The following is a 19,568-nucleotide window of genomic DNA, read 5'->3' as shown; positions in this document are numbered from 1 at the left end:
TGACGATTAAACCGTCAGTACTAATCCAAATCCTTCACAGGCCATAAAGCGATATAGTCTTCGAACTGCTCTAAATCCACGTCATGATCAGCGACGGTTTTTCCTCTAACCGACATGCCAGCTAAATGCATGGCAGTCTTTTTACCTTTATGTAATAAAGGATGCCACGAAGGCAAACCTCGCCCTTCATGTAAACGTCGGTAACTGCAGCTAGGCGGCATAAAAAATATGTCTTGTAGGTTTTCTTTGGTCAGCTTTACACATTCAGGTACTAGTTGAGTACGCTTAGCATATTGAGTACAAGAGCAGGTTTTAGTGTTTAATAAACCACAGGCGATGTTGGTGTAATGTACCTGCTCATTGGCATTTATTTGAGCCGTTGGTGTAGCTTCATCGACAGTTTCATCATCGATAAATTTGTGCAAACAACACTTTGCACAGCCATCACAGATCCCTTCCCACTCTGCATTGGTCATTTGCTCTAAGGTTTTGGTTTGCCAGTAAGGTAAAGTCATTTGTTGAATAACAGCCATATTAAGGCATCACTGCGATTATCGAAGTTTTTGATCGGTAAGTTATACTTTTCAGCCATTTCTCCCACCAAATTTTGTGCATTATCTTTGGGTTCAACGATACGGGCGATTTTGATGTCAACCAACCAGCCCTCATTTTGCATAGTAAGCATCAAATTAGCCATGTGCATCGAAGAATAACCAATGCTCAGCTCAGTGACATCCACTACCACATTTTTTACCTGACCTTTACCCGCCAGTTTTACTACATTTTTTAGCAAATGCTCAGCATCAAGAGAGGTTTCTACTAAGCCTTTGACCTCACATATCAAGAGTTTATTTGCCTTATCTACTTCATGGGTAAATGTAATACACACTGCTTATTTTACCTCGGTAGTGATAGAAAACTGGCCATGTAATTCTATTTCAAGCTGATCTTTAGTATATAAAGGCCCAACTCCTTTTGGGGTTCCTGTGAGCACTATATCACCGGGCAACAAAGTGAAGGTCTGAGAAATTTCACTGAGTAAGGCGTTAATCCCCACCAGCATGTCCTGAGTATTGCCCTGTTGGCGAACTTGGCCGTTAACCTTAAGTGCAAAATTGACGTTTTGATGATCCTTAATTTGCGCTTTTAACACAAAGGGCGAAAGTGGGCAGCTGCCGTCAAAAGCCTTGGCTCTCTCCCATGGATGCCCTTGGCGTTTTAAAGAATCCTGCACATCTCGCAAGGTTAAATCGAGGGCTAAACCATAACCCCAGATTGCCTGCTCCACTTGTTGCTCACTGGCTTTTATAAGTGTTTGACTAATCAAAATGGCTAACTCAATTTCGTTATGACATTCGCCTAAGTCCTGCGGGATTTCAATTGGCTCGGCAAGTGCCACCAAGCTGGTTGAAGGTTTGATAAATAACAGCGGCTTATCGGGTACTGCATTATTTAACTCATGAATATGCATAAGATAATTACGCCCGACACAAACGACTTTTCCAAGCGGTAGGTCGATTGCCTGCCCATTAAAAGCTTGATGTATATATTGACTATGGTTGGTGTTTAACAAAACTTAACTTCCTTTCTTAATCCGATCCGACAAATAACCAATAGACACTCCAAAATAGCTGGAGCGATTCCACTTCATTAAGGTATCAAAGTTGTCATACACCAAATAAATTCGCCCTGAAACACCATCTGGAGCAACAAGGCTTGCTTGTAGCTCAATTGCGGGTAAATCTTCGCCACCATAACGACGTACCCCCAAGGATTGCCACTGAGCTAAACTACGCTTATTGGTTTTACCTAAGCCAGCTAGCGCCATATCAAAGCCCTCGAGTAATACTACCTGACGGCCCCAAGTTAAATCATTGTTCCAACCTTCTGATTTTAAAAAATTGGCAATCGAAGCAAACACATCACTGCTATTGCCCCAGATGTCTTTTTTACCATCCAGATCAAAATCCACAGCATAGGCTAAAAAAGTCGTCGGGATAAACTGGCTCTGACCCATGGCGCCTGCCCACGAGCCTAAAAACTGTTCTTTGCTAATATGCCCTTCTTGTAAGATAGTCAGGGCGGCAAATAATTGTTTTTTGAAAAAGTCTTCTCGGCGACCCTCGTAAGCCATCGTCGCCAATGACGAGATCACAGGGTACTTACCCATATAAGTGCCAAAATTACTTTCGTTGGCCCACAAAGCCACAATAAAACGCTTTTGCACACCGTATTGTTGCTCGACTTTATCAAGCTCAACCTGATGTTCAGCCATTAGTTTCAGCGCTTTTTGTACCTTCCAATCTGGCACACGAGTACCAAGATATTTATCTAGAGTCAGTTTGCTTTCAGGTTGATTTTTATCCGCCACCACCGCTTTTTGGTGAAACTGCACATCACTAAACTGTTGCTCCACAAACGAGGCACTAAAGCCCTGAGCCACAGCTTCTTGTTTAAGCATGACGACATATTCACTAAACTCAGGTTTATCTTGAGCAAAAACTACTGTATTAACCAGCCACGCCATACTTAAAAACCAAGCAAACATCTTTTTCATTTAACTTGCCCTTGTTGCTGTGCCAAATGAATTTTTAACATATTTTCCTCTGGAGGTGGAAGCTGTAGGTAAAATCCCTTGGTATTTAATTCAGTACGTAACTTTGCCACATCCAGCCGCGCAAGTTGGCGTTCTGCTTTAAGTGGCATAATCATTAAAAAAATCGGCGCGCCGAAAGTTGTTAACAAAGTTTTGGGTACCTTTGAAAAATCATCACGGCCTGGCACATATAAATAGGTTTCCGCTTTTTTACTACTTTTATACACAGCGCACAGCATTAACTAGCTACCTTAGATTGATTACGCTTGAGTTTGTCAGTCAAGCCTAAGCCTTCTAACAACGTCAGTTTGGGAATAAAGTATTCAGCTCTCCAGTTGCTGATCAAGTCAGGTATCAGGCCTAAAGCTTGGGTTTCATCACGCTTAAACCAACACCAAGAAATCAACTGATTAACCTGCTTTTTGGAGCCAACCATTTCAATTGGCACCGCCAGCTCTTCGGCTACCTGCACACATATATCACGTACCGCCGCACTCACCTGTTTGAATTGAGGATATTCTGTTAAACGCTCAACCCTAGGTGGATAAGTATCAACCGGCGCATGCTGACAAGACTCAACTATCGCCAATATCGCATCACCATGGATGCGCACTTCATGATGATTGATGCCAGGAATACTCAATAAATTGGGTTTCGATTTAGGTTGTCGCTTGGCAATTTCTAACAAATTTTGTTCTTTCACAACAAAATTGAGTGCCATATCACGCTGCCGTGCGGTTTCCATACGCCACGCCGCTAAACGTTGCAATACCAACAATGACTTTCCACTTAACTGCCAATTGTGGGTGATACCTAAATAAACACTATCTAGCGGAATTAAACTTTGTTTTTTATTCGCCAGTGCAGCGATTTCAGCATAGATCCAAGCAAGTTTACCTTGCTCTTCCACTTTGGCTTTTAATTCAGGGTAGAGCTGCAACAGATACAACACATCATTTGCCGCATAAGCACATTGCTCTTCACTCAGCGGTCGAGCTAACCAATCAGTGCGTGACTCACCTTTATCGACAGTGACGTTTAACATCAGCTCAACTAGCTTGGCATAACCTAACGAGGTCCCCATGCCCACGACGCTGGCGGCAAACTGGCTGTCAAACACCGGCGCTGGCATTATTTTAAAAGCCTGCCAAAAAGTTTCTAAATCTTCAGAACAAGAATGTAATACTTTGACTACATCGGGATTAGTTAGCAAAGTGGTCAGGCTAGAAAAATCATCAATTTTTTGCGGATCGACCAATACCAGTTGCTCGCCATCAAATAGCTGAATCAGACCCAGTTGTGGATATAAGGTGCGGGTTCTGACAAATTCAGTATCCACAGCGATAGCCCGGCAAAGGCTGGCTTTAGTGCAAAAGCTTTCTAGGGCTACAGTGTCAGTGATAAAAGTATATTGCATAACATTCCAAAATAATAAAAAGCCGGCGTGGGCCGGCTTTTTACTTTATCAATAAAGATAAACAGCTGATTATTTATCGCGAAGTTCTCTGCGCAGTATCTTACCAACATTAGTTTTAGGAAGCTCGTCTCTAAACTCAACTTTTTTCGGTACTTTGTAACCCGTTAAGTTTTTACGACAGTGTTCTATGATCATTTGTTCGGTCAAAGCGCTATTGCGCCTAACCACAAACAACTTAACCAGCTCGCCCGTTGCCTCATTTGGTACACCCACTGCGGCAGCTTCAACCACATCAGGGTGCATGGCAGCAACTTCTTCGATCTCATTGGGAAAAACATTAAAGCCAGACACTAGGATCATATCCTTTTTGCGATCCACCAGATAAAAATAACCGTCGTCGTCGCAACGGGCAATATCCCCTGTTGATAACCAACCGTCCACAATCATTTCATTGGTAGCTTCGGGGCGATTCAAATAACCCAGCATAACTTGTGGACCTTTAACCAGCATCTCACCTGCTTCGCCGTGTGCAACCTCTTGCCCCTCTTCATCTACCAGTTTTATCTCAGTAGATGGCACAGGCAGACCAATGGAGCCTTTGTATTCTGTAATTTTTGGAGAATTTACCGTCACAACCGGACAACATTCGGTTAAGCCATAACCTTCTAATAACACGTGTCCGGTGACTTTTTGCCAACGCTCGGCGACCGGTCGTTGTACTGCCATACCACCACCTAAAGCAAAATTCAGACGACTAAAGTCCAAATCGGCAAAACCCGGCGTATTGAGTAAACCATTAAATAAGGTATTCACTCCGGTCAGCACAGTAAAAGGATATTTTGCGAGCTCTTTCACAAAACCTGGCATATCGCGCGGATTGGTAATTAATAAGTTGGGACAACCAAATTTAACAAAGGTCAGGCAGTTAGCCTGCAAAGCAAAGATATGGTAGAGCGGCAATGCGGTTACTACAAATTCTTCGCCTGGCTTAATAACCACTTCCAAGATGCCAGAAATCTGCTCAAGATTGGCGACGATATTACGGTGAGTTAACATTGCACCTTTAGATACACCAGTAGTACCACCTGTGTATTGCAAAAATGCCAGATCATCGCCAGTCAATTCTGGGCGTTGATAGTCATGCTTTTGACCTATTTCTAAGGCTTGAATAAACGAGACTGCTTGGGGAAGACTAAAAGCTGGCACCAGTTTTTTGACGTGTTTCACCACAAAATTTGTTATTACTTTTTTCAGAGGTGACAGCATGTCGCCTAATGATGTTAATAACACCGTTTGCACATTGGTATTCGCCAACACTTCGCATAGGGTATGGGCAAAGTTTTCAACAATGACTATGGCTTTAGCATCAGAATCTTTGAGCTGATGCTGTAATTCCCGCGCGGTGTACAAAGGATTAACGTTAACAACCACCATACCGGCGCGCAAAATACCAAATAAAGCGACCGGATACTGCAGTAAGTTAGGCATCATGATCGCGACTGCATCACCTTTTTGCAGACCTGATTGTTGCAGGTAGGCAGCAAAATCACGGGATAGTTTATCCAACTCATTAAAAGTGATGCTGCATCCCATGTTGATATAACTGGTAGTCGCTGCAAACTTGTTGACTGACTGTTCAAAAATATCCACTAGCGAGGAGTAGCGATCCGGATCTATTTCTGCGGGTATGCTGGGTTCATAATTTTTTAACCAGATTTTTTCCACTCTGCCTCCAGGCACTGCAAACACTTGTTTTTAATTCATCAATTCTAGGATAAAAATCAAATTGATTAATTAGGCTGTGTTTATTTTTAATTTTGACCCAAGGGGTACGACCAGTTGATTCTAACGAATGCTGCAGTAAAGATAAATCAACTTATCAACAAGCGATTAACAATTGCGCAATTTAGCTGATTAATCCTGATCTATCGCTATAGCTGTTCAATCCGTAGTTAAAAACTCGCGGATAGGTTGGGCAACCGCTTCAGGATTATCCATGTGTACATGATGATGACCGCTGCATTCTGCCGCAGTGAGTTGTGTCACCCAGTTTTGCCTGTGTTTAAACGCTGCACGCATAAATTCAAAACCCCGATCTCCATGCACCACCAACATGGGGCAAGTAATATTGCGCATAAAGGCTTCTGCTTGTTCTTCGGTAATACGTACTGATGAAAAGGTACGTAATTTGCGGTCGGTCTTAAAAAAATACTGCCCGTCTTTTTGTCCTACATTACGTTCTACCAATAAACCTGCTGCCAACAAACTCATGTCTCCTGCTCGCGCGCGGGCGGCTATGGTCTGCTCTAAACTGCTTGGGTGCCTAGCTTGACTTTGATTAGCCTTGATACGGCTTTCGATGGATTCTCTTAACTGCTGAGGACTACTACGGGCATCTTTGGTAATGGGCCCAAAAGACTCAATGGAGATAAGTTTAGAGACCTTGTCATTAAAACAACTGGCGTATAAGGAAGCAATAATACCGCCCATTGAATGCCCGAGTAAGATAAATGGCGGCCAGCCCTGAGACTCAACCAACTCATGAATATCCTGCACAAAATCAAGCAAATGATAATGATTGCCTAATGCACGGTGAGCCGAGTTACCATGACCGGTAATATCCAGCGCCACGATATAAAAATCACTTAAATGTTCAGATAAAGGAATAAAACTCGCGGCATTATCTAACCAACCGTGTAATGCCAAGATCATCGGTTTGTTGGGGTCGCCCAAACCTAAACCACTTAAGGTTAAATGAGCTAATTCAAAACGTAGTTCTTGCATTGACCATCCTGTTTTGAAAGTGAGTAATACCGATCCATAATCGATAAAACAACCATAAAAAAAGCGGCACTTAATTGCCGCTTATTTAGATACAGATTGCCGCACTGGCAATCATCTGCCACTAATTTTTAGAACGCTCAAGCTTAACAGGTTGAGGTTTAGTAGCGGCTCCAGCCGGTAAACTGTTGCCTGATGAGCGAATATAAATGTTGCGATGATAAGGTCTAGGATACCAACCACTCCAGTAATCATAAGGCCATACATGTACCGAAGTCACATCAACTTGTTGAATGTCTTTCCATAAGTAGTAGGCAGAGGCTTGCAGAGTTGGAAATACATACTTATGCTCACCCACTAGGCCTTCTTCTACACCACTAAAGTCACCGGTAAAGGTCATGGAGCGGCCTACTTTATACACCATAGGATCCATAAAACCACCGACATAAACGCGGAAACGTCCGATACTCTCATCCCCAGAAGTGGGACGGCCATTGCTCCTCAGAGCATAAAACACCACTTCTAATACCGTTTGTTCTGCTTTGTTTTCGATTTTAGCAATCACTCCACCCCAGCGTGCTTTTTGACCAATTTTGCTGTCGGCTTGAGATGCAGCATCTTCATAACTGACTAAAGGCGTGCCTTCTGGTAATTGAATTTTATCCGGTACCGTGGCGCAACTACTAACAAGTAGGGCCAACAACATCATGCTTATTTGTTTATACATATCTCTACCTCACTTGAATTTTCAGCGACTACGCTACCACAATTATTAAATTATTAACTGAACTCATGCTGAATTTAAAGGATTTTTTAAGGCTTGGTGTAACACGCTATTTAATAAAAACCTTACACAAAAGTATCAACACCTAATAACATCTGAATATCTTGCCGTTGTTGTTCTTTGGCAATTGACTGGTAAGCCTCAATGGCTACCTGCTGTTTAAGACCGTTTACTGCCCCCGAAGTTCCGCTCCCCCGAAAAGCCTCAGCTTGTTTGAATACTGGCTCGCTCCCCGATTTTACTATGGTTATTTCAGTGCTGTTTTTGGTTTCTTGTTTAACATTTTCAGGACCTACGGGGCGTGACTTATCCTTCCGAGTAAGCGGAACGCCAATAGCACGCAGCGATGATAGACCTGAAGGATCGATATCCAACCTTTATCCTCTTAAACTCAAAAGCAATACTCTGTAATAACCATAAGAAGTTGGCAAGGAACTGCCCTGAACATCTAGAACGGGGGCACTCATTGGCCGCGGATCTATCAAAACAAGGCAAATTCTGTTCCAGTTTTGACTATTTAAGGCCTATTCTCTGCCCGGCAGCTTTTTCCAAGTCACGGTATCGCGCACATAAACCGGCTGCACTTCTTCGGCAGTTTGTACTTGGCCTTGATTGAACAGTGCTATTGCCAAGGACTGCATAAATTTAGCATCGGGATACAAAATATCGGCAAGCACCTTAATCTGCTGATTTGCATCAAGCTCAGCATATGCAGCCCAACCTGTGCCCACGCCATAAGCCCCCGAGCTTGCTACTAGTAATTTAGCGGCCTCACTGGGTGGCAAAACTTGCTCTTCTCCCTGCAAACTAGCCAAACCATCAAGGACCTGATAATGGGCAAAATACACTTCGCCCATACGGGCATCAATGGCACAAAATACATCACGAGCTTGATAGGTTTCTATTGCTTGTTGCGCCATCGCCGCCAGAGTAGATACCCCAATAGCAGGTAAATTTGCCCCTAAAGCTAAGCCTTGCAACATGCCTGTCGCGATCCGCACACCAGTAAAACTACCTGGGCCACGCCCAAAACCAATAAAATCCAGTTGCGTTAATTCGGCCTTAGCCTCAGCTAATACCTCATCAACCATGGGTAATAAACGTTGGCTGTGTTGCTGAGGGCAAACCTCAAAGCGATTTACCTGCTGACCTTGCCATTGCAAAGCCACTGAGCAAGCTTCGGTTGCGGTATCAAGCACCAAACAATTCATGGCGTTTCCTCACTACTATTTAATTCATCTAAAAATGCCAGCGCTTTGTTTAAGTCGCGGGTACGTTGCATATTGGGCAAGCTGCCAACAAAGATTTTACCGTAGTCTTTGGTCACTAAACGGTTATCACAAATGACCAATACTCCCCTGTCGTTTTCATCGCGGATCAAGCGCCCTGCACCTTGTTTAAGGGCTATGGCCGCTTGGGGAATTTGCAACTGCGCAAATGGATTCCCTCCCCCTTTACGGCAATCTTCAATACGTGCCTGCAATAAAGGATCATCCGGCGAGGCAAAAGGTAATTTATCAATTAATACACAAGTTAAGTCATCCCCCCGTACGTCGACTCCTTCCCAAAAAGCACCAGTACCCAACAATACTGCATGTTTATTGCTGATATATTCGTCTAACAAAGCCCGTTTGGTGGTAGTGCCTTGCACTAACAAAGGATTATCAATTTTGCCTTCTAATAACTGAGCAATGGCTTTGAGGGTAGCATGGCTAGTAAACAGCAAAAAACAACGGCCACGACTGGCTTTAATTAACTTAATGGAAATATCCAGCAAGGTATCGCGCATCTCTCGGGCATTAGGCTCTGGTAAAAAACGCGGTACACATAACATCGCCTGTTTAGGATAATCAAAGGGGCTATCGAGAGACAGAGTACGAGCATCCATCAAGCCCATCTGCCGCTGAAAATGGGTAAATGCGTTATCGACCATTAAGGTAGCTGAAGTAAATACCCAAGAACGTTTTGGCTCGGCAATAAAACTGGCAAATTTAGTTGCTATGCTTAAAGGGGTTAAATGCAAAACGATATGGCGCAAAGTGGTCTCGTACCACAAGCTCACACCGAGTTTTTGAGCGTCGGTTAAACGTTCAAGTTTGCCTTGATTTTCGACCACTCGCTCATACAAATTATCTAAATCTTTATCACGACCAACATGTAATTTAAGCACTTCAGCGAGGATTTTTAAGCTGTCGTCCAATTTACTAAGATGCTGCTGAATTTCTTCGTTTTGTAACAACTGACGCCAGTTACCTTTTTGTGGATTTTCTGGAAAATACAATCGAAAATCTGCCACGATCATCTTACATTTATCCGCTGCCGTACTGATCTGTTTGGCATCTTTTAATACCGTGCGAAACACCACATCAATATCCCGACAGATATCATGTAATTGGCGGCTTGACAGGGTTTCACCAAAATACTCGCTAGCGATATCGGGAATTTGATGAGCCTCATCAAACACCACCAAATCGGCTTCGGGGATAAGCTCACCAAAACCGGTATCTTTAAGGGCCATATCAGCAAAAAATAAATGATGATTAACCACAATCAAGTCAGCATCCAACGCCTTACGCCGTGCTTTGACTAAATAACAATCTTCGTAATCGGCGCAATCTTTGCCCAAACAATTGTCGGTGGTCGAGGTCACAAAAGGCAATACCTTGGCATCTTCGGCCAAGCTTTTGAGCTCACCCATATCACCGCTTTTAGTACTGGATGACCAACGCCTTACTTCACTCAATTCACCTAATACCGTAACATCCAGTAAATTACTGTTGCCACCATGCTGACGCAAACGATGTAAGCACAAATAATTCGCCCGCCCCTTTAACAAAGCGGTTTTACTGTTGCTGCCCAGGGCTTTTTTAATCAAAGGTAAATCACGATGAAACAACTGCTCTTGCAGGTTTTTGGTACCGGTAGAAATGATGGTTTTCTTTTTCGACTCGATGGCCGGTACCAAATAAGCAAAGGTTTTACCTGTGCCCGTACCCGCTTCAACGATCAATGGCACCTTGTCGATGATAGTCTGTTCAATGGCCGCCGCCATATCGGTTTGTGCTTGTCGTGGTACAAAACCATCAATAGCACCAGACAAGGTGCCATCGGCAGCAAATAAGTAGGAAGTACGAGACATGGCACCTTGCAGAATAAGTTAATGATTGAAAACGCGAGGGATTATGCCAAAAAGATGGGCATTAGTCTTTTTATAAAACCTAAAATATTATGTGCTGCAAACTCTGCGTTTATCGCGTCGCGAAAGAGCTTGAGCTTAGCTTTCAGGCTCTTCAGTGTTCACTATAGGCTGTTTGTTTTCAAACCACAGTTCTTTACGATGTAAGGGGGTTTTGATAGGCAAATAGCTGTTTTGTAATTGATAAAAAGTGCGGTTTTTAAGATCTGAGGCGTCAATATAAGGCTGGTGTACTTGTAAAAACAGCTCATCAAACTTGCCATTTTTAATCGCCATCTCTAAACCTGTTTGGATCAGATTGGCCAGCGGTACACTCTTTTTATTCACAAAATAATACATGGCAGCGGGATAGCGTACGCCTAGCTTATTTTCAATTTCTAGATTATTGCGTGAATTGTTGTTTTCGAGCTCATCCCATATTTCCACAATTGAACGTGGGAAAAAATCTCCCTGTGCACTAACTAACATGCCAAACAAGGCATCGTGATCTGAAGCGGTTAATACATCAAATCCATTGGCCTGCATTATACGGGTATCAGGCCAGTCACTGCCTTGAATAGGATTCAGTTTTAGCAAATGTTCTAAGCTTTGAATATATTTAAAACGTGAGTCCATGTCTTTACGAATTAAAAAAATCCGCCAGCCGATCAAACCTTTATAAATGGGAATACGCACTGGCAACAACACTTCTTCACGCTGCTCGTCAGTCATGCTCCAGACGACGTTGACTTCGCGGTTATCCATCAAACGTTTGAGGGCTTTACTTTGTGGCATTATGCGATCAGAAGCGATAAGTCGATAATTCACACCGGTCTGATCCAGCGCCAACGCCAGCAATTTTAAAGGATATTCACTACCTTTGTCGTTTTCAGACATAGGACGGGGATAATTGATCCGCCACGATGCCGCCGAGCTGCTAAAACTCAATAACAAGGTCAAACACAGCACATAACGCATGTTAATCATTACAGTCTCTTGCTTAGGGGAAACATTTTTTCAAGTTGTTTTTCTTCATCATCGATCACGGTAATAATAATCTTTAACTGCTGATCGGGCATAAGTTGCATAGTATAAGAAGAAGAACCATTCACTTGTAGTTGCCCCTCTTTATCGAATAACTGCCAACGTATATTAGTAAACAACAAACTATCCGACAAACGCATGGTTTGATTAACCTCTGGTACAAAGTTAACAATACCCTTGGCATGTAAACGTCTGATAAAACGACTAAATATCGCTTGCAGTGCCTTTTGACTATTTAAAACGGTTTTGTTGTGATCGCCAATAATAATACTGGGCAACAAACAAAATGTAGCGGCTAACTCTGGTTTATTATTATTAAATGTCTCGGCAAAATTTGTTAAAAATTGCTGCACGTCAACAGACTCTAGAGTACTCGAACCGTCCATTATTCTATCCCGATAAATTTGTGAGTTTGTAGCGATAAACGCCAGTTACGTTGTATGCAGACTTTAATAGCCAGCTCTGTTGCGCGCTTTTGCTGACTAATAGGTTGTAAGTAAATCAGTGGTTTGTTTGTCGCAGGCAAAAGCTTAAGCACCTGATCCAATTCTTCAATATGTTTTTCCATGGCGACGGGGTGTTTTATCTCGTTCGCTCGTTGCATCGCACTGGCAAGCACGGGTTTGCCACCGGGCATATTTACTTTAGGTGAAACTGTTACCCAAGTATCAACATGAGTTAGGATCTCATAAGTACCGCTGGTTTCAATTTGCACGCTATAACCTAGTGTAATTAAATGGCTTGTTAAAGGCACTAAGTCATACATACAAGGCTCGCCGCCACTTATCACCACATGCTTGGCCTGATAACCTTGTGCAGCAAATAGGGCCAATAACTGCTCTACCGAGTGTGTAAACCAATGCTCTGACTCAGCTTGTTCCGCCATCACCACGTCCCTACTGCGCTCTAGCATAGGATCAATAGTCCAAGTATGTTTGGTATCACACCAAGGACACCCCACAGGACAACCTTGCAGGCGTATAAAAATCGATGGAACGCCAGTAAAACTGCCCTCCCCTTGGATCGATTCAAACACCTCATTTATTTTGTACTGACTCAAGACCGCTCCTTTTAGTTTTATATTTTCGGCACTTGTTTTGTGCGCCCGTTTTTGACGCAGTTTTTATAAGCAAGTTTCTGGGAATTCCCCACAGGATCACTTAAGATCTTAACCAATTGTAGTTAGATAAAGAAGTGAAACATGACAGCAGCTAAAGCGGTAGTAATATTTTCAGGCGGGATGGATTCTTTTACCGTACTTAATATGGCCGTTAATCAAGGATATGAGGTTTATGCCTTGTCTTTTAATTATGGTCAGCGCCACAAAAAAGAACTCGATTATGCCGCTCGTGCCTGTGCCAATTTACAGGTGCAACATAAAATTATTGATATTTCAGCCATTAATGAGCTTATCGGCGGCTCGTCGTTAACGTCTGATATTGACGTTGCAGAAGGCCATTACGAACAAGAAAGCATGCTTACCACAGTGGTGCCCAACCGCAATATGATCTTACTGTCGATGGCGGTAGGTTACGCGGTTTCACTAAAGGCAAGCAAGGTTTTTTATGGCGCTCATTCAGGCGACCATGCCATTTACCCGGATTGTCGTCCAGAATTTGTCATTAAAATGAATGATGTGTGCGCCATAGCCAACTATGAAGCGGTGGAAATAGTCACACCTTTTTTGTATGACAGTAAAATTGCCATCCTTAAAACCGGACTCAATATAGGTTTAGATTATGGCCAAACTTGGACCTGCTATAACGGCCGCGCCAAAGCTTGTGGAAAATGCGGAGCTTGCCAAGAAAGACTCGAAGCTTTTGCTGAAAATGGCGTGAATGATCCACTGGAATATGAATAACAGATGAGAAAATAACGGCTAGTCCTAGCCGTTATTCAAAAGGATTATTCTTGATTTTTATATTTACGCGCTGCATTTTGAATACTGTGATGCAGTTTGCCCATGGTTTTATCTTTGGCACGTCGTTCCGCAAGACTAGCATTATTACGTTGTTGTTCACGTAACAACTTTTGGTAATTGCGCAAACGCCGCTCATCAATATCACCACGATTCAGTGCGCTCTGTATCTGACAGCCAGGCTCATTGTTATGACTGCAATCATTAAAACGACAGTGGCTGGCTAAGGAACTGATTTCAGCAAACGTTTCAGCCACTCCACTCGCACAGTCTGCCAGTTGAATTTCGCGCATTCCCGGCGTATCAAGCAGCAAACAACCATTGTCCATCATATGTAAAGAACGGCCTGTGGTGGTATGTTTTCCCTTGCTGTCGTCATGACGAATTTCGCCAGTCAGTTGTATGGGCTGACCAAGCAAAGTATTAACCAAGGTCGATTTACCTACCCCTGACGAGCCCATAAAAGCCAGAGTTTTACCCGTTTTACACCAAGGCGTAAGTACTGCAACACTGGTGAGATCTAAAGCATTAATCGTTTCAATGATTAACAGGCTCGACAATTGTTGAACCTCTTGTTTTAAAACTTCAGCATCAGCACATAAGTCGGCTTTTGTTAGTATGACAAGCACTTCTGCCTGCGCCTCATGACAAAGCGCCAGATAACGCTCAATACGGCTCAGATTAAAATCATCGTTCAAAGAACAAACAATCATGACGGTATCAATGTTAGCGGCAATCAATTGCGTGTTTATTTTACTGCCCGCCGCTTTACGCTGAAATAACGAACGACGTTCTAATAATCGAATAAATTGCAGTTGTGGCGAGAGTAATAACCAATCCCCCACTGTCATCACAGGCAAATTAGCCGTTATTAACAAGGTGATTTCTCCTTGTTCAGTTAATAGCTGATAGCGATTGCGATGATGCTCACTGACTCTGGCAATAATAGTAGTGCCGATGTCGTCAAGAGTGAGTTGTTGTTGAAACGTGGTTTGCCAACCCAATTGTGGCAACGAGTAATTTGTATTCATGTTGGTACCCAAATTCTACAGGTGCGCAGAGACACCACTAATATTTAGTAGCCACCTGCATATACAGTTGGCCCTTAGTGAGTTTGGGTAAAGAGCAGAAAAAACAGAAAATTCGTTTAGTGGAGCTCAATTACCCAAGTTTAAAACTCGTAGCAAAAGCCATGGATACAAACATCAAACACTCCTTAATTTATCTCGTTTTAAAAATTGTTTTGCTGTTGAGGTAGCAAACCTACCACTACAGCCAAGTCATTGACTTAACTTTATTTTTTCTCAACCATTTGAATAAAATAACTCACCTCTTTGATCAAATGGCGTAACACAGGGTTCAAACGGGTATTTTTACCGTTCATCATAAACAGCTCATGACTAAATTCAAACATGCTGCCACCCACGGGCACTAGGCCTAAACCACTGCCTTGATTTAACAACACATAATCCGGTAATAAACCTACATATTCACCGGTCATAATTGCCGATAAACAGGCATCAAATGAATCTGAAAAGGTCTGAATCGACATACGTCTGTCATCAGAGATGTAGTTGGCCGAAGACAGACCGGAAATACCAATCGCTGGATAATCTTCAATACGAATATTATGAGGTAAGGCTTCTTTATACTTAGCTAAAGCATGAGATGGCGCACAGTATAAACGTCCTTTACAGGTGACTTCGGTGGCATGAAAAGTCACAGATTCCGGCTTTAACATATCGTAAGTGGATAACACCAAATGACATTCGCCCGATAAAGCCACATGCTCAACTTCATTGTATAAACGAGTTTGAATGTTGACGTGAATATCCACAAACTTTTTCATGGTACTTTTCACAGCCTTACTCACCGCCAAATGATAGGACAGGGGTAACCCCGCCATCATCACCAAAGTAATATGGCCAGAATAATCGTCATGTAAACTTTTAAGGTTAAATACAAAGTTATCGAAGGCATTAAATATACGTTTAGTTTCTTGAAAAACCACTTCGCCTTCTTTGGTCATTTGAAAACCACCACGACCGCGATGGCACAATACCAAGTCCAGACGTTCTTCTAGTTTTTTAATGGCCGCGCTTATATTGGGGCGCTGCATACGTAACACTGGCTCAGCGGCAGTAAAACCATTACAGGATGCCACAGCATAAAACACCCTGAGTAATTTTATATCGGATTCTTGGAGACGATTTAACATGGACAGCACCGTATATAGGTATAATTATTGATACTAAACTACATCTTAGAAAAGTGATAGCCAGATTACAACGGAAATTTAACAAATATACATAAAATCAGTACTAATCGACTTACCGTTTTACTCAAGGGCATTGCTCCTTGAAAGGATATCAATCACCCCAAGCCTGTTATGAAAGTTTCACCACTTGCTGGCGATACATCTCAATGTCATCGCGTAAACTAGCCGCTTTTTCAAACTCAAGCTCTTTGGCAAACTTAAACATTTGTTTTTCCAGCTCGCTGATTTTTTGCAGTACCTGATTCAAGCTCATGCTTTGATAGTTTTTGCCTGATTCAGCCACCTTACGCAGTTTAACCTTACCATCACTACTACCATCTCCCACGTCCATAATATCGGTAACCGCTTTATACATTTGTGTAGGGGTAATGCCATGTTCAAGGTTATAAGCCGTTTGTTTTTCGCGACGCCTGTCGGTTTCATCCATGGCGCGTTGCATCGAGCCAGTAATACGGTCGGCATAAAGTATAGCGCGGCCTTTAAGATGGCGTGCAGCACGACCTATAGTTTGAATAAGCGAACGGTCAGAGCGTAAAAAACCTTCTTTGTCAGCATCTAAGATAGCCACTAGTGACACCTCTGGCATATCCAAACCTTCACGCAATAAGTTAATGCCGACCAAGACATCAAACTTGCCAATACGTAAATCACGAATAATCTCGATACGTTCCACCGTATCAATATCAGAGTGCAGATAACGCACTTTAATCCCATGTTCGTCCAAATAATCACTTAAGTCTTCGGACATACGTTTGGTTAAGGTGGTGACTAAAACACGCTCATTAAGCGCCACACACTTATGAATTTCAGATAGCAAATCATCCACCTGAGTACCCACTGGGCGGATCTCAATGGTTGGATCCACTAAACCCGTCGGCCTCACTACTTGCTCGACGATGTCGTCTGGTACATTTTCCAGCTCAAACTTGCCTGGTGTTGCCGAGACATATATGGTTTGTGGAGAAATACGTTCAAATTCATCAAACTTAAGGGGCCGATTATCTAAGGCCGAGGGCAAACGAAAACCATATTCCACCAAGGTTTCTTTACGTGATCTGTCACCTTTATACATGGCGCCAATTTGCGAGACTGTAACGTGAGATTCGTCAATAAACAATAAACCGTCAGCGGGAAAATAATCAATCAAGGTGGGTGGTGGATCGCCCGGTGCACGGCCAGATAAATAACGTGAGTAGTTTTCGATACCTGAGCAATAACCTAATTCTTGCATCATCTCAATATCAAATTGGCAGCGCTGGCTGATACGCTGCTCTTCTACCAATTTGTTTACTGAAATCAACTGAGCCTTACGCTCTCTTAACTCGTCTTTAATGTGGGTAATGGCATCGAGGATTTTTTCACGGGGAGTCACATAGTGAGTTTTGGGAAAAACCGTAGTACGGGTCACGGTTTTTTCCACCGCTCCCGTTAAAGGGTCAAAAATACTAATGCGCTCGATTTCTTGATCAAATAACTCCACTCGAATACCGTGGCGTTCAGAGTCTGCCGGAAACACATCTATCACATCGCCCCTGACTCGAAACGTGCCACGTTCAAAAGCCACATCATTGCGTTTGTATTGAATTTCAGCTAAACGGCGCAGTATATCGCGCTGATCCATTACATCACCTACCCGAAAATGCACCAGCATTTTCATATAGGACTCAGGGTCGCCCAAACCATAAATAGCCGACACACTAGAAACAATAATAACGTCACGTCTTTCCATCAGGGACTTGGTGGCTGACAAACGCATCTGTTCGATGTGCTCATTTATCGAGGCATCTTTTTCAATAAAGGTATCACTAGAAGGCACATAGGCTTCTGGCTGGTAATAGTCGTAGTAGGAGACAAAATATTCCACGGCGTTATTGGGGAAAAACTCCTTCATTTCACCATAAAGCTGGGCGGCTAAGGTTTTATTGTGAGCCAAAATGAGGGTAGGCCTTTGCATTTTTTCAATGACATTAGCCATAGTAAAGGTTTTACCTGAGCCGGTTACACCCAGTAATATCTGCCGAGCAAGACCATCTTCAAGCCCTTCGACTAAGGCTTTAATGGCTTTGGGTTGATCACCCGCGGGGCTGTATTTTGCGCTAAGTTCAAATGCTCTGCTCATGTTTAACTAACTTTTTCTGATAAATTCAATTCGGCAACTTGAGTATGTAAGACCTTTTTAAACCAACTAAAAGCCAATATGGCCACCAGTAAATTAGCCACCACCGCGGAGACAAATAAACCGGACAAGTCATAAAGTTGGCTGCCAATATAAGCAAAAGGCACAAACACCACAAACAAACGTACGATACTCAAACCCAAGGCTGCCATCGGCAAGTGCATGGCATTAAACGATGAGTTGGTTAAAATAATCACACCCTGTAAACCATAACCTAAAGGCACTATGACTAAAAATAATTGAATAATACTGGCTACTTGAGGATCATCAGTAAAAATATCCGCTATAAAATGCGCACCCAATGCCACCAGCACAAAAATAAACAACTGCCACAGCAAAACAAATTTAATACACAAATTAAAAGCTTGTAACACCCTATCTAACTTGTTGGCACCGAGGTTTTGACTGATAAATGGAGGTAAAGACATGGATAACGACAACACCACTATGCTGGCAATGGACTCTAAACGACCACCCACGCCCCACGCTGCCACGGCAATAGAACCATAACCTGCCACAATGGACGTCACCACACCAGTCGCGATAGGCGTAAGCATATTGGCACCTGCCGCCGGCAAACCAATTTTTAAAATACCGCCGCAACTACGTTTAAGTTCTGGCCAGTTTAATAATCTAGCCTGCATTAACTGACGTTTTACCGCCAACAAATAAATGATATAAAACAAGCCAATAGCCCAGGATATTAAGGTTGCAATGGCGGCCCCTTGAATACCTAAAGCGGGAAACGGCCCCCAGCCAAAAATTAATATGGGATCAAGTATCACGTTTACTAGTCCACCAAAAGCCATAACATAACTTGGCGTTTTAGTATCCCCAGCGGCACGTAATACGCTATTGCCCACCATAGGCATAGCCAAAAACACCCCAGCGGCATACCAAACATGCATATAGTCTTTAATATGCACGATTAAATCCTCAGAAGCTCCCATCAAACTAAAAATGGGCTCTACGCTGACAATACCAATAAGTGCCATGACCACAGCCAATACAAAGGCCAACATCAAAGCACCAGTGGCGGTCTCTTTAGCTTGCTCATGTAGGTTGGCGCCCAATAGCCTAGCTATAACCGCGGATGTGCCAATACCTAAACCAATGTTCAAGCTGATGACAGTAAAGGTCACCGGAAAAGTAAAACTAATAGCGGCAAGTTCTGCCGTACCCAACATGCTGATAAAAAAGGTATCAACCAAACCAAAGGTCATCAACATGATCATGCCGACGATCATCGGTAAGGTCATGGATTTTAAGGTTGTAGCAATATCCCTGTTTAGTAGGTCAGGACGTACTAGAGATGTTTGACTCAATACAATTCTCACTCAGGTAGTCAAAAATAAGTGGCAATAGAGAATACCAACAGCATGTTATCGAGCTTTGCTGC

20 protein-coding genes are annotated in these 19,568 nt (G+C 42.9%); 1 reads left to right on the top strand and 19 read right to left on the bottom strand.

What is annotated here, in order from left to right:
• Positions 1-20: 20 nt before the first annotated feature.
• From AX660_RS13565 to queE, 15 genes are all read right to left on the bottom strand, one after another.
• Positions 21-515, bottom strand: coding sequence for a YcgN family cysteine cluster protein (locus tag AX660_RS13565; RefSeq protein ID WP_068377949.1), 495 nt, complete (start codon positions 513-515; stop codon positions 21-23).
• The gene (locus tag AX660_RS13560; RefSeq protein ID WP_068377816.1) at positions 512-889 is read right to left on the bottom strand and encodes a hypothetical protein; all 378 of its coding nucleotides are present in this window, start codon (positions 887-889) and stop codon (positions 512-514) included. The genes AX660_RS13565 and AX660_RS13560 overlap by 4 nt, the downstream gene beginning before the upstream one ends.
• Before the next feature lie 3 nt (positions 890-892).
• Entirely contained in the window at positions 893-1,573 is a 681-nt protein-coding gene (locus tag AX660_RS13555; RefSeq protein ID WP_068377814.1) for a fumarylacetoacetate hydrolase family protein, read from the bottom strand.
• A gap of 3 nt (positions 1,574-1,576) precedes the next feature.
• Positions 1,577-2,527: a lytic murein transglycosylase gene (locus AX660_RS13550; protein ID WP_407669389.1), complete on the bottom strand. Its 951-nt coding sequence runs from the start codon at positions 2,525-2,527 to the stop codon at positions 1,577-1,579.
• A gap of 26 nt (positions 2,528-2,553) precedes the next feature.
• A complete protein-coding gene (locus AX660_RS13545; RefSeq protein WP_068377812.1) occupies positions 2,554-2,835 on the bottom strand; it encodes a YcgL domain-containing protein in 282 nt (93 codons plus the stop codon).
• Positions 2,835-4,013, bottom strand: a complete 1,179-nt coding sequence (gene rnd, locus AX660_RS13540) for a ribonuclease D (protein WP_068377811.1) — start codon at positions 4,011-4,013, stop codon at positions 2,835-2,837. Before rnd ends, AX660_RS13545 begins: the two co-directional genes overlap by 1 nt.
• 69 nt (positions 4,014-4,082) lie before the next feature.
• Entirely contained in the window at positions 4,083-5,738 is a 1,656-nt protein-coding gene (gene fadD, locus AX660_RS13535) for a long-chain-fatty-acid--CoA ligase FadD (protein WP_068377810.1), read from the bottom strand.
• Between the two features lie 216 nt (positions 5,739-5,954).
• Positions 5,955-6,797 carry an alpha/beta fold hydrolase gene (locus AX660_RS13530; RefSeq protein WP_068377808.1) on the bottom strand — a complete coding sequence of 281 codons (843 nt, stop codon included), beginning with the start codon at positions 6,795-6,797 and terminating at the stop codon, positions 5,955-5,957.
• A gap of 121 nt (positions 6,798-6,918) precedes the next feature.
• On the bottom strand, positions 6,919-7,521 hold the full coding sequence (locus AX660_RS13525; protein WP_068377806.1) for a Slp family lipoprotein: 603 nt from the start codon (positions 7,519-7,521) through the stop codon (positions 6,919-6,921).
• 122 nt (positions 7,522-7,643) lie between these two features.
• Positions 7,644-7,952, bottom strand: coding sequence for a hypothetical protein (locus tag AX660_RS13520; RefSeq protein WP_068377803.1), 309 nt, complete (start codon positions 7,950-7,952; stop codon positions 7,644-7,646).
• A 150-nt stretch (positions 7,953-8,102) separates the two neighbouring features.
• The gene (gene tsaB, locus AX660_RS13515) at positions 8,103-8,789 is read right to left on the bottom strand and encodes a tRNA (adenosine(37)-N6)-threonylcarbamoyltransferase complex dimerization subunit type 1 TsaB (RefSeq protein ID WP_068377801.1); all 687 of its coding nucleotides are present in this window, start codon (positions 8,787-8,789) and stop codon (positions 8,103-8,105) included.
• Positions 8,786-10,717 carry an ATP-dependent DNA helicase gene (locus AX660_RS13510; protein WP_068377799.1) on the bottom strand — a complete coding sequence of 644 codons (1,932 nt, stop codon included), beginning with the start codon at positions 10,715-10,717 and terminating at the stop codon, positions 8,786-8,788. The genes tsaB and AX660_RS13510 overlap by 4 nt, the downstream gene beginning before the upstream one ends.
• A gap of 135 nt (positions 10,718-10,852) precedes the next feature.
• Complete coding sequence (locus AX660_RS13505) at positions 10,853-11,740, bottom strand: type 2 periplasmic-binding domain-containing protein (RefSeq protein ID WP_235594743.1); 888 nt, start codon at positions 11,738-11,740, stop codon at positions 10,853-10,855.
• Complete coding sequence (locus AX660_RS13500) at positions 11,740-12,183, bottom strand: hypothetical protein (RefSeq protein WP_068377796.1); 444 nt, start codon at positions 12,181-12,183, stop codon at positions 11,740-11,742. Before AX660_RS13500 ends, AX660_RS13505 begins: the two co-directional genes overlap by 1 nt.
• The gene (gene queE, locus AX660_RS13495; RefSeq protein ID WP_068377794.1) at positions 12,183-12,857 is read right to left on the bottom strand and encodes a 7-carboxy-7-deazaguanine synthase QueE; all 675 of its coding nucleotides are present in this window, start codon (positions 12,855-12,857) and stop codon (positions 12,183-12,185) included. Before queE ends, AX660_RS13500 begins: the two co-directional genes overlap by 1 nt.
• 141 nt (positions 12,858-12,998) lie before the next feature.
• Here queE and queC point away from each other — a divergent pair, with 141 nt between their 5' ends.
• Complete coding sequence (queC, locus tag AX660_RS13490) at positions 12,999-13,658, top strand: 7-cyano-7-deazaguanine synthase QueC (RefSeq protein ID WP_068377792.1); 660 nt, start codon at positions 12,999-13,001, stop codon at positions 13,656-13,658.
• 44 nt (positions 13,659-13,702) lie between these two features.
• Here queC and rsgA read toward each other — a convergent pair whose 3' ends face one another.
• From rsgA to AX660_RS13470, 4 genes are all read right to left on the bottom strand, one after another.
• Complete coding sequence (rsgA, locus tag AX660_RS13485) at positions 13,703-14,746, bottom strand: ribosome small subunit-dependent GTPase A (protein WP_068377790.1); 1,044 nt, start codon at positions 14,744-14,746, stop codon at positions 13,703-13,705.
• 263 nt (positions 14,747-15,009) lie between these two features.
• Positions 15,010-15,933 (bottom strand): LysR family transcriptional regulator, encoded by a 924-nt coding sequence (locus AX660_RS13480; protein ID WP_068377788.1) that lies wholly within the window; start codon positions 15,931-15,933, stop codon positions 15,010-15,012.
• Positions 15,934-16,102: 169 nt separating this feature from the next.
• Complete coding sequence (uvrB, locus tag AX660_RS13475; RefSeq protein ID WP_068377786.1) at positions 16,103-18,112, bottom strand: excinuclease ABC subunit UvrB; 2,010 nt, start codon at positions 18,110-18,112, stop codon at positions 16,103-16,105.
• 2 nt (positions 18,113-18,114) lie between these two features.
• Positions 18,115-19,428 carry an MATE family efflux transporter gene (locus AX660_RS13470; protein ID WP_201027450.1) on the bottom strand — a complete coding sequence of 438 codons (1,314 nt, stop codon included), beginning with the start codon at positions 19,426-19,428 and terminating at the stop codon, positions 18,115-18,117.
• Positions 19,429-19,568: the final 140 nt, after the last annotated feature.

The organism is Paraglaciecola hydrolytica, assembly GCF_001565895.1.
GTDB lineage: Bacteria > Pseudomonadota > Gammaproteobacteria > Enterobacterales > Alteromonadaceae > Paraglaciecola > Paraglaciecola hydrolytica.
This window is presented reverse-complemented; position numbering and strand designations above follow the sequence as displayed.

Bases quoted from the DNA above. Each gene is read 5' to 3' on its own strand.
- AX660_RS13470 (WP_201027450.1), bottom strand. From the start codon at position 19,428: ATGACCTTACCGATGATCGTCGGCATGATCATGTTGATGACCTTTGGT.
- rnd (WP_068377811.1), bottom strand. From the start codon at position 4,013: ATGCAATATACTTTTATCACTGACACTGTAGCCCTAGAAAGCTTTTGC.
- uvrB (WP_068377786.1), bottom strand. From the start codon at position 18,112: ATGAGCAGAGCATTTGAACTTAGCGCAAAATACAGCCCCGCGGGTGAT.
- queC (WP_068377792.1), top strand. From the start codon at position 12,999: ATGACAGCAGCTAAAGCGGTAGTAATATTTTCAGGCGGGATGGATTCT.
- AX660_RS13525 (WP_068377806.1), bottom strand. From the start codon at position 7,521: ATGTATAAACAAATAAGCATGATGTTGTTGGCCCTACTTGTTAGTAGT.
- AX660_RS13545 (WP_068377812.1), bottom strand. From the start codon at position 2,835: ATGCTGTGCGCTGTGTATAAAAGTAGTAAAAAAGCGGAAACCTATTTA.
- AX660_RS13565 (WP_068377949.1), bottom strand. From the start codon at position 515: ATGACTTTACCTTACTGGCAAACCAAAACCTTAGAGCAAATGACCAAT.
- rsgA (WP_068377790.1), bottom strand. From the start codon at position 14,746: ATGAATACAAATTACTCGTTGCCACAATTGGGTTGGCAAACCACGTTT.
- AX660_RS13480 (WP_068377788.1), bottom strand. From the start codon at position 15,933: ATGTTAAATCGTCTCCAAGAATCCGATATAAAATTACTCAGGGTGTTT.
- AX660_RS13550 (WP_407669389.1), bottom strand. From the start codon at position 2,527: ATGGCGTGGCTGGTTAATACAGTAGTTTTTGCTCAAGATAAACCTGAG.
- AX660_RS13505 (WP_235594743.1), bottom strand. From the start codon at position 11,740: ATGATTAACATGCGTTATGTGCTGTGTTTGACCTTGTTATTGAGTTTT.
- AX660_RS13530 (WP_068377808.1), bottom strand. From the start codon at position 6,797: ATGCAAGAACTACGTTTTGAATTAGCTCATTTAACCTTAAGTGGTTTA.
- AX660_RS13510 (WP_068377799.1), bottom strand. From the start codon at position 10,717: ATGTCTCGTACTTCCTACTTATTTGCTGCCGATGGCACCTTGTCTGGT.
- tsaB (WP_068377801.1), bottom strand. From the start codon at position 8,789: ATGAATTGTTTGGTGCTTGATACCGCAACCGAAGCTTGCTCAGTGGCT.
- AX660_RS13500 (WP_068377796.1), bottom strand. From the start codon at position 12,183: ATGGACGGTTCGAGTACTCTAGAGTCTGTTGACGTGCAGCAATTTTTA.